This window comes from Pseudooceanicola sp. NS-SX8, assembly GCF_057380755.1.
In genome coordinates, this window is record NZ_CM170819.1 from 1,851,003 (window position 1) to 1,864,590 (window position 13,588).

Below are 13,588 nucleotides of genomic sequence, written 5' to 3' on the forward strand. Positions count from 1 at the left end.
GGCGGGAAGGTGAAGCCTTCGCAGCGTTTAGGGGCCCTTGAAAGCCGCGTCGGTAACATGTCGGTGCAACGTCGGTATCGCGTCGGTGCCTTTCGGCCCGGCGGCCGGAGGCCGATCCGGCGCAGGACATGACAAATGACCGTCACCGCTATGGACTATGCGGGGGGAGAAGTTAGTCTCATCCCAAGACCAATCGAGGGAGCGGGTCATGGAGAAGTTCGGTCGCAGCCAGCCGGTGAAACGTGTCGAGGATATCCGGTTCGTCACCGGCAAGGGGGGCTATGCCGACGATGTCGCGCCGGAGGGCGCTCTCTATGCCTATATATTCCGGTCTCCGGTGGCGCATGCCACGATCACGGAGCTGAACCTTGAAGACGCGCGGGAGGTCGAAGGGGTCCACCTGGTTGTCGGAAGTGCGGAGCTGCACGCCGCGGGTCTGACCGGTGGGTTGGGGGCGTCGCTGGCCCCGAACAGGGATGGCTCCTCTGCCGCCGAAGTGCGTCATCCCCTTCTGGCGGAAGGGAAACTGCGCTTCACCGGAGAGGCCGTGGCGCTGATCGTGGCGGAAAGCCTTGCCGCGGCAAAGGATGCCGCAGAGCTGATCGAACTGGATTACGACGACCTGCCGGTGCAGGTGTTTCGCGGGCCCCATGCGGCCGATGTGCACGAGGCGGTGCCGGGCAACCTGGCGGTGGACTATGCCGTGGGCGACGCCGATGCGACGGAGGCCGCGCTGGCAGGATCCGCACATGTGGTGAAGGCCGAAGTCGTCGACAACCGGGTCATGGTCGTTTCGATGGAACCGCGAGGCTGCTTTGCCGAATGGGCCGACGGCAAGCTGCACCTGTGCTTTGGCGGGCAGGGCGTCTGGGGGGCCAAGAAGGAGGTCGCGGGCCTCTTCGGGCTGTCCGATGACAAGATCCGCGTGACCCACCCGGATGTCGGTGGCGGCTTCGGCATGAAGGCCAAGACCTATCCCGAATACGTGCTGTGCGCCTTTGCTGCCCGGGAACTGGGGCGCCCCGTGCGCTGGACCGCGGACCGGACCGAGTCGATGCTGTCGGACAATGGCGCGCGGGACCTGGTGCACGAGGTCACCATGGGCTTCGATGCCGATCACCGCATCACCGCCTATCACGTCAAGACACTGTACAATCTGGGGGCCTACAATTCCAACTTTGGGCAGCTGATCCAGACCCACCTCTTTGCCCGCGTTCTGACAGGTGTCTACGACATCAAGACGGCCCTGCTGGAAGCCGAAGGCGTCTACACCAACACCACCCAGACCGATGCCTACCGTGGCGCGGGCCGGCCGGAGGCGATCTTCCTGCTGGAACGCACGATGGACTACGCCGCCCGCGACCTGGGCATCGACCCCTGGGAACTGCGGCAGAAGAACTTCATCGCGCCGGACCAGTTCCCCTATGCGACCGTCACGGGCGAAAGCTATGACGTGGGGGATTTCCCCCGGCTGCTGGACGCGGTCGGCAGAACCGCTGACCGTCAGGGCTTTGCCGCGCGGCGCGCCGCCTCCGAGGCGCAGGGCAAGCTGCGTGGCTTGGGGCTTTGTTATTACATCGAGTCTATCCTGGGGGACCCGTCGGAGACGGCGAAGGTCGAATTCAATCAGGATGGAACCGTGAACATCTACGTCGGCACGCAGTCGAACGGGCAGGGACACGAAACGGTCTATGCCCGCTTCCTCTCCGACCAGACAGGGATCCCGATGGAGCTGATCCGCGTCGTCCAGGGCGACAGCGACCGCATCGCCACGGGGGGCGGCACCGGGGGATCGCGTTCGGTCACCACGCAGTCCAACGCGACGCTGGCGGTCGTGGGCACCATGACCGATGCCTTCGGCGCCTTCCTGGCGGAGAAGATGGAAGTCTCGGCGGAGGATGTCAGTTTCGATGACGAGAGTTTCCGCATCAAGGGGTCCAACGCGGCGCCGACCATGATCGACGTGGCGGAAATGGCGCGGGAGGCGGGCCGTACCGACCTGCTGGTTCACGAACAGAAGGCCAAGCTGCCGGGCCGGTCCTATCCCAACGGCGCCCATGTCGCCGAGGTGGAGGTCGACCCCGAGACCGGTGAGGTCGACCTGGTGGCCTACACGGTCGTCGATGACTTCGGCAATCTGATCAACCCGATGCTGGCAGAGGGCCAGGTGCATGGCGGGGTGGTGCAGGGGGTCGGCCAGGTCCTGATGGAAAACGTGACCTACGACGAGGATGGGCAGCTGCTGACCGCGACTTTCATGGACTATGCGATGCCCCGTGCCTCCGACGTGCCGATGATCGGATTTTCCACGGAACCGGTGCCTTCGACCCAGAACCCCATGGGGATGAAGGGCTGCGGCGAGGCGGGCACCGTGGGATCCATGGCGGCCGCGTCGAACGCGGTGATGGATGCGCTGGCCAGCCGGGGTGTGGCGCGCGCCGACATGCCCTTCACCCCGCAACGGGTCTGGACCCTTCTGAGGGAGGCCTCGGAAGGCAGTGAAGCGGCCGCTTGAACGCCTGATCGCCCGGCTTCGGCCGGGCGGATGGTTCCGCCGCCAGCGACGTGCTTCCGCCGCAACTGCGCGGGGACCCATCATTCACGTCGTGATCCTGGACGGTACCATGTCCTCCCTCCTGCCGGGGGAGGAGACGAACGTGGGCCTGATCTACAAGCTGCTTGACGAAAAGCGCGGTGCCGGGCTCTCCGTCTACTACGAGGCGGGGATCCAGTGGGACAGCTGGAGCAACACCCTCGACGTGATCATGGGGCGGGGGATCAATCGCAAGATCCGCGCCGCCTACGGCTATCTCGCATCGCGGTACCGGCCCGGCGACAAGATCTACTTCTTCGGCTATTCGCGTGGCGCCTATGCGGTGCGGTCCCTGGCCGGGGTCATTGACCGGGTGGGGCTTATCCGCGGCCCGCGGGCGACGGAGCGAAACGTGCGCCAGGCCTACCGGCTGTACCAGGATGGCGCGAGCGACGAGACGATCCGCGCGTTTCGCAAGAAGGAGTGCCACGAGCAGGTGGAGATCGAGATGATCGGCGCCTTCGATACGGTCAAGAGCCTCGGCCTGCGGCTGCCGCTGATCTGGCGCCTGGCGGAGGTGAAGCACGCCTTCCACAACCACGCGCTGTCGTCCTGCGTGAAGGCCGGCTTCCACGCCCTGGCGCTGGAAGAAACCCGGCAGGTCTATGCCCCGGTGATGTGGAAAAGCGATCCGGACTGGCGTGGGCGGCTGGAGCAGGTCTGGTTTCCGGGGACCCACGGGGATGTCGGCGGGCAGTTGGGTGGTTTCGACGCGGCAAGGCCGCTGTCCAACCTGCCGCTGGTCTGGATGCTGGGCCTGGCCGAATTCCATGGCCTGCCCTTGCCCGCAGGCTGGCGGGACCGCTTCCCGATGGATATCCACGCCCCCTCTGTCGGGCAGTGGCGTGGGGTGGCCAAGCTCTTCTTGCTGCGCAAGCCGAGGATCGTGGGGGCGGATCCGTCGGAACGGCTGCATGACAGTGCGCTGGCCCGTGGAACCTATCCGAGCGAAGGTCAGCTGGCGCATCACTCCTGATTCCTGGTCTGACTTCTCGCCTGACCTCTCGCCTGCCCTGAGCGACCTTTTCCGCCCGGTCAGAAGATGGCGCCGGGGGGCATGGCCAGGACGGCGCAGGTGGTGGACCCGGTGGCATAGAGCTTTCCGTCGTCCACCCCGGTCAGTTCCGCCACCGAAACGCCCGTGGTGCGCCCGACGTGCTGGGTGCGCCCCGTCGCGCGGACCTTCATCCCGTAGGGGATCGGACGCAGGATGTTGACCTTGAATTCAAGCGTGGTGCAGCCGCGACCCGCAGGCAGACGCGAGAGCACCGCGCAGGTCATGCAGCTGTCCAGGATGGTGCCGTACCAGCCGCCATGCACCGTGTCGGCGGGGTTGGCGAAGTCGGGCAGGGGGGTGCCGGCGAAGACGACCAGACCTTCTTCTGCCAACTCCAGATGGAAGTTCAGCACCTCGGCGATCGGCGGGCCGCGCCTGTCACCGGTGATGATCGCGCGCAACGCCTCCAGCCCGGTCATTTCGGCCCGGATGGTTTGAACCTGTCCCGTCATGTCGTCTCCTCCCACCCCAAAGGTAATCCCGCATGTCGGTTTTCGCAACCGCAATGCGGTTTTCGTTCCGGGCGAGAAAATATCAGGCAGGCCGATCGCAGGAGGGCAGATGGCAAAACACCCGACGCTGGGGGCGCCGGGTGTCATGTTTCGGATCTGGTTCGCGGCCTGTCAGGCGACGTTTTCCAGCTTGCTGCTGGGCGTCACGCCCAGGGCGTGGCAGACGTCGCGCGTCAGCTCGGGCTTGTTCAGCGTGTAGAAGTGCAGCTTGTCGACACCTTCGGACATCAGCTTTTCGCACATCTCGGTGCAAAGCGCGGTCGCCAGAAGATCCTGGCGGTCGTCGCGGATGGCCTTGTCGAAGGCATCGTCCAGCCAGGCGGGGATCGCGGTGCCGCAGGCCTCGGCAAAGCGGCGCAGGCCCTTCCAGTTCTCGATCGGCAGGATGCCGGGCACCACGGGCGCCTCGATCCCGGCCTTCACGCAGCGGTCACGGAACCGCAGGAAGGTTTCCGGCTCGAAGAAGAACTGGGTCAGCGCCTCGGCCGCGCCGGCGTCGATCTTGCGCTTCAGCCAGGTGATGTCGGCATCGGCATCCGCGGCTTCGGGGTGCTTTTCGGGGTAGGCCCCGACGCGCAGGGTGAACTTGCCAGTCTCGGCAAGCGCCTCGATCAGTTCGATAGAGTTGGCAAAGCCGCCCGGCGTGGGGGTGAAGCTGCCTTCACCCTTGGGGGGATCGCCGCGCAGGGCCACGATGTCCGTCACGCCGACCTCGGCAAAGCCTTCGGCGATGGCCAGGGTCTCTTCCCGGGTCGCATTCACGCAGGTCAGGTGGGCGGCGACATTGAGCCCGGTGTTCTTGTGCAGGGTGCCCACGGCATCCCGGGTCAGCTCTCTCGTGGTGCCGCCGGCGCCATAGGTGACGGAGACGAAGCGCGGCATGAGCGGAGAGAGCACCTGCACGGTATCCCAGAGGCGGAATGAAGCCTCGAGGTTCTTCGGAGGGAAGAATTCGAAGGAAACGGCGGGGACGGACATGGATCTCTCCTGGTAAAACTCAGCTCTTGTCGCCGATATGGCAAAGTGAGACAACTTCATAATTCTCACGATAATCATGAGGCGCATTGCATATGCATCTGGAGCTGAGACATCTGCGCACGATCCGGGCCATCCACGAGACCGGCGGCCTGCAGCGTGCGGCGGAGAGCCTGAACATCACCCAAAGCGCCTTGAGCCATCAGATCAAGGGCCTGGAGGAACAGGCGGGGATGGAGCTTTTCGTGCGGCGGACCAAGCCGATGCGGCTGTCCTCTGCCGGGATGCGCATGCTGCGTGTGGCCGAACGGGTGCTGGAGGAGGTCGAGGCCCTGGAGGCGGAGTTCGACAACCTGCGCGGAGGCAGCGCCGGGCGGCTGCACATCACGCTGGAATGCCACGCCTGCTACGACTGGCTGCTGCCGGTGCTGGCGCTGTTCCGGCGGGCCTGGGCCGATGTCGATGTCGATATCCGCCCCGGCCTGGCCTTCAACGCGATGGAGGCGCTGGAGCGGGAGCAGGTCGATGTCGTGATCACCTCCGATCCGGAGGAGAAGCCGGGCATCACCTTTTCCCCGCTCTTCGACTACTCCCCGGTCTTTGTCGCGGCGGCGACCCATCCGCTTGCTTCCAAGAGCCACATCGTGGCGGAGGACTTGGCCACCGAAACGCTGCTGACCTACCCGGTGGAGCGCCCGCGCCTGGACGTGTTCAAGATGTTGCTGGGCCCTGCGGGGGTCGAACCTGCCGCGCAGCGCAAGGTCGAGATGACCGAGGTCATCCTGTTGCTGGTGGCCTCCGGGCGCGGTGTTGCCGTGCTGCCGGACTGGGTCCTGCGGGAGGTGCGCTATCACGCGGACTACGTGACGCGTCCCATCGGGGACGGCAGCATGTCGCGTCGCATGTATGCCGCCTGCCGGAGCGAGGATTCCACCAAGCCGTTCATGGCCCATTTCAATCGCCTGGCCCGGACGGAGGCGGTCAAGCTGCAGGGCGAGGGACGGCGCTGAGGACAATGCTGAGGCCAGTGCTGAGGGCGGTGCTGACGAAGGTGCGCGCCGGATGCTGCGCAAAAGGCCCGAAAACCTGCCATGCGGGCGGGGACAGGCCCTTGGCAACAGGCGCCTCGACGTCTATACGCGCCTTTCGAACACAGGAGCTGCCCGATGTCCTTCAGTGCCAATCTCAACATCATGATGAAAGCCGCCCGCAAGGCGGGCCGGTCCCTGGTGAAGGACTTCCGCGAGGTCGAGAACCTGCAGATTTCCGTCAAGGGCGCAGGCGATTTCGTCAGCCGTGCCGATATCGCCGCCGAGGCGATCCTGAAGGAAGAGCTTCTGGGCGCGCGTCCCTCCTATGGCTGGCTGGCCGAAGAAGGCGGCGAGATCGCCGGTGAGGATCCGACCCGTCGCTGGATCGTCGATCCGCTGGACGGCACCACCAACTTCCTGCACGGCATGCCGCACTGGGCGATTTCCATCGCGCTGGAGCACAAGGGCCAGATCGTCGCCGGTGTCATCTACGATGCCGCCAAGGACGAGATGTTCATGGCAGAGAAGGGCGAGGGCGCCTGGATGAACGACATGCGGATCCGGGCCTCTGGCCGGATGCGGATGATCGAGGCGGTCTTCGCCACCGGCGTTCCCTTCGCCGCCAGCCGGAACCTTCCGGCGACGCTGAAGGACCTGGCACGCCTGATGCCCGCCTGCGCCGGCGTGCGCCGCTGGGGGGCTGCCTCGCTCGACCTGGCCTATGTGGCTGCGGGCCGCTACGATGGCTACTGGGAACGCGGCCTGAACGCCTGGGACCTGGCTGCGGGCCTGGTCATCGTGCGCGAGGCCGGTGGTTTCATCGAACCCATCGAAGTGGGCGGCGATATCCTCGAAGACGGCTCCGTGCTTTGCGCCAACGAACCGCTGTTCGACAAGTTCTCCAAGATCATCCGCGACGCGTGACCCATCCGCTTCGGCGGATGTGACCCGTTTCGGCGATTTGGCCCGGTCCGCAGGATCGGGCCTTTTGCATTTGGACGATCGTTCGGGGATGGGCTGGGGCGGGCACCATGGATGGCTCAGCGCCAGGGATCGCGAGGCGGCCTGCGCTTGCGCCCTGCGCGGGGGATCACGCTGGAACTTTCGACGCGTTCGGTCGTCCCGTGCGAGGGGCCTTGCCCGCGCCGCACGCTGGGGATCGAAGAGCGGGAGAAGCGGTATTCGGCGGCGGGGTTCGGCGGACGGCCCTGGTTCACGTTCCAGTAGGCGGTGCCGCCGCGTCTGGCAAAGACGGGCAGGGTCAGCAGGATGCCGAAGACGAAGCCCCCGGTATGGGCCCAGTAGGCCACGCCGCCGGTGGTGGGATCGGCGCCGACACCGTTGAACAGCTGCATCGCGAACCAGAAACCCAGCATCAGCCAGGCCGGCACCGGGATGATGCGGAAGAACACGATGATGATGATCAGCAGGTCCACCTTGGCCTTGGGATAGAGCAGCAGGTACCCGCCCATGACCCCCGCGATGGCGCCGGAGGCTCCCACCGTGGGTACGGTCGATCCCGGCGCGGAAATGACGTGGGTCAGTCCGGCACCTATGCCGCAGGCCAGGTAGAAGCCCAGGAACTTCAGCGGGCCCATCTCGTCTTCGAGGTTGTCGCCGAAGATCCACAGGAACAGCATGTTGCCCGCCAGGTGCATGAACCCGCCGTGCATGAACATCGAGGTCAGCAGCGTATATGCGCCATCGCCGGAGGCGACCCGGGCGGGGATCATCGCGTAGCTTGCGAAGAACTGGCTGAGCGCCTGCTGGTCGCCCAGCAGACCGGCGTAGCTGATGAAGACCAGGACGTTCGCCGCGATCAGCAGGTAGGTGACATAGGCGGTGCGGCCCGACGGGTTGTGATCGCGCAATGGGAACATGGCGCATAGCTGGGGCCGGGGCGGGCGCAGGTCAAGCGAAAAGGCCGCATCGGTCCGCCGGGCCGGGTGACATGCCGGCGCCGCGCCCTGAAAACGCCGGTGGCGACCTTTCAAGCATTTGAACTGGCCGCGGCCATGTGCGAAAGCTGTTCGGCGTGATCTGCGGGCGTGGCGAAATCGGTATACGCACGAGACTTAAAATCTTGCGCCTTCATTGGCATACGGGTTCGAGTCCCGTCGCCCGCACCACGCCCCCGGCGCAGAAATCTCTGCGTGGTTCCGGCTCGGGCCTCCGCAGGGGGGCTCCCCGGTTTCAGCCCTCCACCAGCTCCGTCAGCGCGTCGAAAAGGCCGGGACCGGCAGAGGTGACCGGCTGCCGAGCCGTCGGGCGTGTCATGTCGAAGGGGGCGTTTCGGCCACCGGCCTCCGCCACGAGGAGCCTTCCGGCAAGGCAGTCCCAGGCAGAGAGCTCCGGTTCGTGGAACCCCCCATAGTGACCGGCCGCGACCTGGGCGAGGCTCAGCGCCGCAGATCCGTTGCGCATGAAACTTGCTTCGGAGGCGATGATGCGGGTGACGATCCGGCCGATCCGTGCGGCATGGGCCGGGCCGCCAGGGCCGCAGGCAATGATCTGCCCCGCCATGTCCGGCGCCATGCACACCGAAAGCTCTTGCGCCGGCGCACCGGCCTCTTCGAGCCAGGCGCCGCCGCCGGTTTCGGCGGTGTAAAGCCGTGCGCGGCAGGGCTCCGCGATGAACCCGGCGACCGTTTCGTTGTCGTGCAGCAGGGCGATCACCACGGTCCAGCTGGGCAGGCCATGCAGGAACGGGGCCGTGCCGTCGATGGGGTCGATGACCCAGGTCCAACCGGTGTTGCCGGTTTCCATTCCCCGCTCTTCGCCCAGGATCGCGTCCTCCGGGAAGGCCCGGGAGATCGCCTGCCGCAGCAGATCCTCGACTTCGCGGTCGGCCTGGCTGACGGGATCCTGCGGACCTGACTTGGTTTCGATGTCCAGGCGATCCAGATGGTGGAAATGCTCTTTCGCCAGCGTGGCGGCCTGCGCGATGGCCTTGCGGGCAAGCGTGGTCCGTTCGGCACGCGCGGCGTTCGGGGAAGGGGTCATGTCTACGGTCTTGCAGTCGTTCCGCGGCGCACCAGGTGGACGCCGATCTTGGTGAGGCCCGGGCGGGCGTTCCTGTCCGATATGCAGGCGAGCAAAGCGGAAATGGATGCCTCGGTCAGCTCCGCCACGGGCTGATGTATTGTCGTAAGGTCATAGGCGCCCCAGGCGGCTTCGGCAATGTCGTCGCAGCCGACCAGGGCAAGATCGCGGGGAATGGCCAGTCCGGCGGCCTTCAGGGCGTCGATGAAACCCAGGGCAAAGAAGTCGTTGGCGCAATGGACGCCGTCGATCGCGGACGGGTGGGCCAGGAAGGCGGCGGCGGCTTCCTGGCCTCCGGCATAGTTCTGCGCGGCGCCGGTCACCGTGGTCACCAGCTCCATCCCCAGCGTTCGCGCCTCTGCCAGGAAGGCATCGCAGCGCAGGTCGATCGTGTGGGAACTGCGCCGTTGCCGCGCCAGGGCGATGCGGGTGCAGCCCGCCTCCTTCAACGCGCGGGCGGCCAGCTTCCCGGCCAGATCCGTATCCTGGGTGACATTGGCGACGCGCCCGCCCATCTCTGCCTTGTTGACCAGAACCAGAGGCACGTCATGGCGCGCGCATTCCTCCACGATCTCCTGCGGGGAGGCGTCGGAGGTCACGATGGCGCCCGAGACGTTGTAATGCAGCATCATGTCGATGACCTTCCGCGTGTCCTCCCCCCGGGTGGTGGGCAGCAGGACGGGGCGGTAGTCGGCAGCGATCAGCGCGCGGCTCAGGCTGTCGACAAGGTGGGCGCGCAGGCTGTGATCCATGTCCGAAACGACGAGCCCCACCAGGCGCGTCCGCTGTTCCTTCAGGGATCGGGCGAGGAAGTTCACCCGGTAGCCAAGGGAGCGCGCGGCCTCCATCACCTTCTTGCGGGTCTCTGGCGCGACGGAGGCGCCTTCGGTGAAGGTCCGCGACACGGCGGAGCGCGACACGCCTGCCAGGCGTGCCACGTCGCTGGCCGTCACCGGGCCGCGGGGTCTGTCGTCGCTCATGCGCTGCCGCTTTCCCGAACCTTCGCCCCCGGACGGAGCGCTTGCCGCCTCAGGGCTGCCAGAAGCAGATCGGCCCGGTCAAGGTTGATCATCTCGGGACGCCAGGCGGCGATCCTGTCGAAGACCGCAGGATCGTCGCTGAAATACTGCAGCATCGGCACGATGCCCCTTTCGCGGCAGAGAGGAGCATCGCGTTCCCAGGCCTCGACGCCGATCTCGCAGATCTGCGGTGCGACTTCCTCGATCATCTGGTCGACAGAGGCATGGCGGGAGATGTTGGACTTGATCAGCGCCTCGGGCGCCAGCTTCCGCAGGGCGACCATCCAGCCCATGTCCCAGCACCAGAAGAAGCAATCCTTCTGGAAGCCCATCTCGCAGACCAGGGCCCAGACCTTTTCGACCGGCGCGAACTTGTTCTCGATGTACATCCGCTTGCCCAGGGACTGGCACAGGGAGATTGCCTCCCGCAGGGTCTGGATGCGCTGACCCGCGAAATGCGGGGCCTTCCAGGCGCCGATATCCAGCGCCTTCAGCTCTGCCAGGGTCATGGCGGCAATGGCGCCGGTGCCGTTCGAACAGCGGTCGACGGTCGCGTCGTGGTGCACCACGATCTCGCCATCCAGGGTTTCGTGCACGTCCAGTTCCAGCCAGTCGCAGGCCCAGTCATAGGCCAGCCGCGCCGAGGCGAGGGTGTTTTCCGGGCAGATGTGGTTCATGCCGCGGTGGCAGACGACTTCGATCCCGGGAAACTCCCCCGCACGGCGCCCCCGCATCAGTTCCGGCTGGTCGGTGCAGATCCCCAGGCAGGGGAGCTTTTCGAGATCCGCCAGAACGTCGGGCCGTTCCTCGTGCCACAGGACAAGGCCAAGCTGCGCCTGTGCGATGGCGTCCAGCAGCGCGGGCGTGACCAGGTCCTGCGGCCGGTCGGAGCCGCGTTCCCAGCACAGGTGCACCGTGTCGGCGCCGCTTTCGGCAGCGCGGGCAAGGGGATCCTCGCCCACCCGTACCAGCACCGACACCGGCCAGGGGCAGCCGGCGGCGATGACCTCGCGCACCAGCGCGCTGTCGAAGGAGCCAAGCGCCGCGGCCCCGAAACCCTGCAGGAGCGGCAGGGCCGCGGGGCCGGCGCCGGGGGCCTTCAGCTCGATATAGAGGCCACAGCCGCGGGCCTTCGCCAGCGTCAGGATCTCTGAAAGCGTGGGCACCCCGGGCACGGCGGCGCGCAGATCGGCAAAGGGGGTTTCGGCGATCTGCAGGTCGGTTCCGAAGACCGCGCCGGTGGAGGCATCATGGCAGGAGACCGGCACGCCATCGGCAGTAAGGCGCAGGTCGATCTCCCACATGTCGGCGCCGAGGTCGGCGGCGATCTCGTAGGCGCGCAGGGTGTTCTGCGTCGCATGGGCCTGCGCGCCCCGGTGGGCGATGCAGGCCGGGCGGCCATGAGGCTTCGGGAAGGGCTGGGTGGGCTGATGGCGCGCGGGCGACAGGGGGGCAAGGGTCACAGGCGTGCCCCCGCTTCGTCGAAGACCAGCACGGCCTCGGTATCCAGGTTGAAGGTCACCGCGTCGCCCAGGCGCAGATCCTCGCGCACGTTCTGGATCGAGCGGAGGACCACGCCATTGGGCAGCATCACATCGAAGAGCGTTTCCCGCCCCTGGGGTTCGACGAAGCGGATCGTGCCGGAGACGGGGATGCCGCGATTGCCGCCGAAATGTTCCGGCCGGATGCCGAGCGAAAGGGCCCGGCCAGCGGGCAGACCTTCGAGCCGGGCGGGCAGGGGCAGCTTCATCCCCGTGAGGTCCACGTCGCCCCGACCGTCGCTGATGCCTTCGGCAAAGACGATGGGCGGATTGCCCAGGAAGCCCGCGACAAAGCGGGTGCGGGGGGCGCGGTACATGTCGGTCGGGCTGTCGATCTGCAGGATCTCGCCCTCGTTCATGATCGCCACCCGGTCGCACATCGACATGGCCTCGACCTGGTCATGCGTCACGAGGATCGCGGTGATGCCGGTTTCCTGCTGGATCCGCCGGATTTCCGAGCGCATTTCCAGCCGCAGCTTGGCGTCCAGGTTGGCCAGCGGTTCGTCCAGCAACAGCACGGCAGGTTTGCGCACGATGGCCCGGGCCAGGGCGACACGCTGCTGCTGGCCGCCCGACAGTTCTGCCGGTTTGCGGTTCAGCAGCTTCTCGATATGCACCATCTCGGCGATGGCCTGAACCTCCCGCCGGATGGCGTCGCGGTCATGGCCCGCCACTTCCAGCGGGAAGGCGATGTTCTGCGCCACGGTCATGTGCGGGTAGAGCGCGTAGTTCTGGAACACCACGCCCACGTTGCGCTTCTGGCTGGGCAGTTCGGAGACATCCTGTTCCCCGAAGAGGATCCGCCCGCCACTTACCCGGTGGATGCCCGCGATGGCGAAGAGCGTGGTGGATTTGCCGCAGCCCGAGGGGCCGAGCAGGGCCAGCATTTCCCCGTCGTTCACGGTCAGGTCCAGGTCGGTGATCACGTCCGTCGAACCGAAGCTCTTGGAGAATTTGTCGAGGGTAAGTTGCATCAGCCTTTCGTGCCTCCGCCGAAGATGTTCATGAGCCGGTTCTGGAACACCACGAAGAGCACCAGCACGGGCAGGGTGTAGAAGATGCCCACGGCCTTGAAGATGTTGAAATTGTATTCGACCGAGTCGGGGATCGACGCTTCCTTGAGGAAGATGGAAAGCACCTCGAAATCGGCAGAGGGGGCCAGGATCCGCGGCAGCAGGTATTCGCCCCAGCCGTCGAGGAAGGCGAAGACGCCAAGCGCGACGAGGCCGGGTTTGACCTGCGGCAGGATCAGCCGGCGCCAGACGGTGAAACGGCTCGCGCCGTCCTGCACGCCGGCCATCTCGATCTCCCACGGGACGGCATCGTAGAAGCCCTTCATGATCCAGATCCCAAAGGGCAGCGACAGCGCGCCCTTCACCAGGATGACCCCGATCATGGAATTGTAGAGCCCGCTCATGTTCAGCACCAGGAAGGTGCCGATCAGCAGGGTCACGCCGGGAAAGGCATGCATGACCAGCACGGTAGCCAGGAAGAACCGCCGGTAGGGCAGGTTCAGCCGCGACATGGCATAGCCCCCGGTGGAGGAGAGCGTCAGCGTGATCGCCACCATGGTGAAGGCCAGGATGAGCGAATTCTTGGTGGCGATCCAGACATTGCCGACGATGGAGAAGTCATAGAGGAACTTCCAATGCTCCAGCGTGAAACGGTCGGGGATCAGCGACCCCGGCGGGGCATCGGTGAAGCTGTCGATCACCAGGAAGCCGTACATCGCCAGCAGCGGCAGCGACACCAGCCCCAGGATCACCAGGACCGGGATCATGGAGAAGTTGCGGGTGAGGGAGTGTTGCGACATGGGGG

The 13,588-nt window shown here is 66.1% G+C and carries 12 protein-coding genes and 1 tRNA gene; 5 read left to right on the forward strand and 8 right to left on the reverse strand.

Annotation, left to right across the window (positions count from 1 at the left end; all coding sequences use genetic code 11):
- The first annotated feature begins 208 nt into the window (after positions 1-208).
- Both AC2IR1_RS08410 and AC2IR1_RS08415 read left to right on the forward strand, forming a co-directional pair.
- Positions 209-2,515: a xanthine dehydrogenase family protein molybdopterin-binding subunit gene (locus AC2IR1_RS08410; protein WP_486475831.1), complete on the forward strand. Its 2,307-nt coding sequence runs from the start codon at positions 209-211 to the stop codon at positions 2,513-2,515.
- Entirely contained in the window at positions 2,499-3,569 is a 1,071-nt protein-coding gene (locus tag AC2IR1_RS08415; protein WP_486475832.1) for a DUF2235 domain-containing protein, read from the forward strand. The genes AC2IR1_RS08410 and AC2IR1_RS08415 overlap by 17 nt, the downstream gene beginning before the upstream one ends.
- Positions 3,570-3,628: 59 nt before the next feature.
- Here the strand turns inward: AC2IR1_RS08415 and AC2IR1_RS08420 are convergent, their stop codons facing one another.
- Both AC2IR1_RS08420 and metF read right to left on the reverse strand, forming a co-directional pair.
- Positions 3,629-4,102, reverse strand: coding sequence for a PaaI family thioesterase (locus AC2IR1_RS08420; protein ID WP_486475833.1), 474 nt, complete (start codon positions 4,100-4,102; stop codon positions 3,629-3,631).
- A 171-nt stretch (positions 4,103-4,273) separates the two neighbouring features.
- Positions 4,274-5,140, reverse strand: a complete 867-nt coding sequence (gene metF / locus AC2IR1_RS08425; protein ID WP_486475834.1) for a methylenetetrahydrofolate reductase [NAD(P)H] — start codon at positions 5,138-5,140, stop codon at positions 4,274-4,276.
- Positions 5,141-5,232: 92 nt separating this feature from the next.
- On the opposite strand from metF, the gene AC2IR1_RS08430 reads away from it, so the two are divergent.
- Together AC2IR1_RS08430 and AC2IR1_RS08435 are read left to right on the forward strand one after the other, a co-directional pair.
- Positions 5,233-6,147: a LysR family transcriptional regulator gene (locus tag AC2IR1_RS08430; RefSeq protein ID WP_486476387.1), complete on the forward strand. Its 915-nt coding sequence runs from the start codon at positions 5,233-5,235 to the stop codon at positions 6,145-6,147.
- A gap of 156 nt (positions 6,148-6,303) precedes the next feature.
- Positions 6,304-7,092: an inositol monophosphatase family protein gene (locus tag AC2IR1_RS08435; protein ID WP_486475835.1), complete on the forward strand. Its 789-nt coding sequence runs from the start codon at positions 6,304-6,306 to the stop codon at positions 7,090-7,092.
- Between the two features lie 116 nt (positions 7,093-7,208).
- Here the strand turns inward: AC2IR1_RS08435 and AC2IR1_RS08440 are convergent, their stop codons facing one another.
- Positions 7,209-8,048, reverse strand: a complete 840-nt coding sequence (locus tag AC2IR1_RS08440) for a rhomboid family intramembrane serine protease (RefSeq protein ID WP_486475836.1) — start codon at positions 8,046-8,048, stop codon at positions 7,209-7,211.
- 162 nt (positions 8,049-8,210) lie between these two features.
- Here AC2IR1_RS08440 and AC2IR1_RS08445 point away from each other — a divergent pair.
- Positions 8,211-8,297, forward strand: a tRNA-Leu gene (locus tag AC2IR1_RS08445).
- A gap of 64 nt (positions 8,298-8,361) precedes the next feature.
- Here AC2IR1_RS08445 and AC2IR1_RS08450 read toward each other — a convergent pair.
- From AC2IR1_RS08450 to AC2IR1_RS08470, 5 genes are read right to left on the reverse strand one after another with little or no spacing between them, the layout of a single operon-like run.
- Entirely contained in the window at positions 8,362-9,171 is an 810-nt protein-coding gene (locus AC2IR1_RS08450) for an inositol monophosphatase family protein (RefSeq protein ID WP_486475837.1), read from the reverse strand.
- A 2-nt stretch (positions 9,172-9,173) separates the two neighbouring features.
- Positions 9,174-10,190, reverse strand: a complete 1,017-nt coding sequence (locus AC2IR1_RS08455; protein WP_486475838.1) for a LacI family DNA-binding transcriptional regulator — start codon at positions 10,188-10,190, stop codon at positions 9,174-9,176.
- Positions 10,187-11,692: a glycerophosphodiester phosphodiesterase gene (locus AC2IR1_RS08460; RefSeq protein WP_486475839.1), complete on the reverse strand. Its 1,506-nt coding sequence runs from the start codon at positions 11,690-11,692 to the stop codon at positions 10,187-10,189. Before AC2IR1_RS08460 ends, AC2IR1_RS08455 begins: the two co-directional genes overlap by 4 nt.
- Positions 11,689-12,744, reverse strand: a complete 1,056-nt coding sequence (locus AC2IR1_RS08465) for an ABC transporter ATP-binding protein (RefSeq protein ID WP_486475840.1) — start codon at positions 12,742-12,744, stop codon at positions 11,689-11,691. The genes AC2IR1_RS08460 and AC2IR1_RS08465 overlap by 4 nt, the downstream gene beginning before the upstream one ends.
- A complete protein-coding gene (locus AC2IR1_RS08470) occupies positions 12,744-13,583 on the reverse strand; it encodes a carbohydrate ABC transporter permease (protein ID WP_486475841.1) in 840 nt (279 codons plus the stop codon). The genes AC2IR1_RS08465 and AC2IR1_RS08470 overlap by 1 nt, the downstream gene beginning before the upstream one ends.
- Positions 13,584-13,588 lie beyond the last annotated feature (5 nt).

Bases quoted from the DNA above. Each gene is read 5' to 3' on its own strand.
- AC2IR1_RS08410 (WP_486475831.1), top strand. From the start codon at position 209: ATGGAGAAGTTCGGTCGCAGCCAGCCGGTGAAACGTGTCGAGGATATC.
- AC2IR1_RS08420 (WP_486475833.1), bottom strand. From the start codon at position 4,102: ATGACGGGACAGGTTCAAACCATCCGGGCCGAAATGACCGGGCTGGAG.
- metF (WP_486475834.1), bottom strand. From the start codon at position 5,140: ATGTCCGTCCCCGCCGTTTCCTTCGAATTCTTCCCTCCGAAGAACCTC.
- AC2IR1_RS08430 (WP_486476387.1), top strand. From the start codon at position 5,233: ATGCATCTGGAGCTGAGACATCTGCGCACGATCCGGGCCATCCACGAG.
- AC2IR1_RS08435 (WP_486475835.1), top strand. From the start codon at position 6,304: ATGTCCTTCAGTGCCAATCTCAACATCATGATGAAAGCCGCCCGCAAG.
- AC2IR1_RS08440 (WP_486475836.1), bottom strand. From the start codon at position 8,048: ATGTTCCCATTGCGCGATCACAACCCGTCGGGCCGCACCGCCTATGTC.
- AC2IR1_RS08450 (WP_486475837.1), bottom strand. From the start codon at position 9,171: ATGACCCCTTCCCCGAACGCCGCGCGTGCCGAACGGACCACGCTTGCC.
- AC2IR1_RS08455 (WP_486475838.1), bottom strand. From the start codon at position 10,190: ATGAGCGACGACAGACCCCGCGGCCCGGTGACGGCCAGCGACGTGGCA.
- AC2IR1_RS08465 (WP_486475840.1), bottom strand. From the start codon at position 12,744: ATGCAACTTACCCTCGACAAATTCTCCAAGAGCTTCGGTTCGACGGAC.
- AC2IR1_RS08470 (WP_486475841.1), bottom strand. From the start codon at position 13,583: ATGTCGCAACACTCCCTCACCCGCAACTTCTCCATGATCCCGGTCCTG.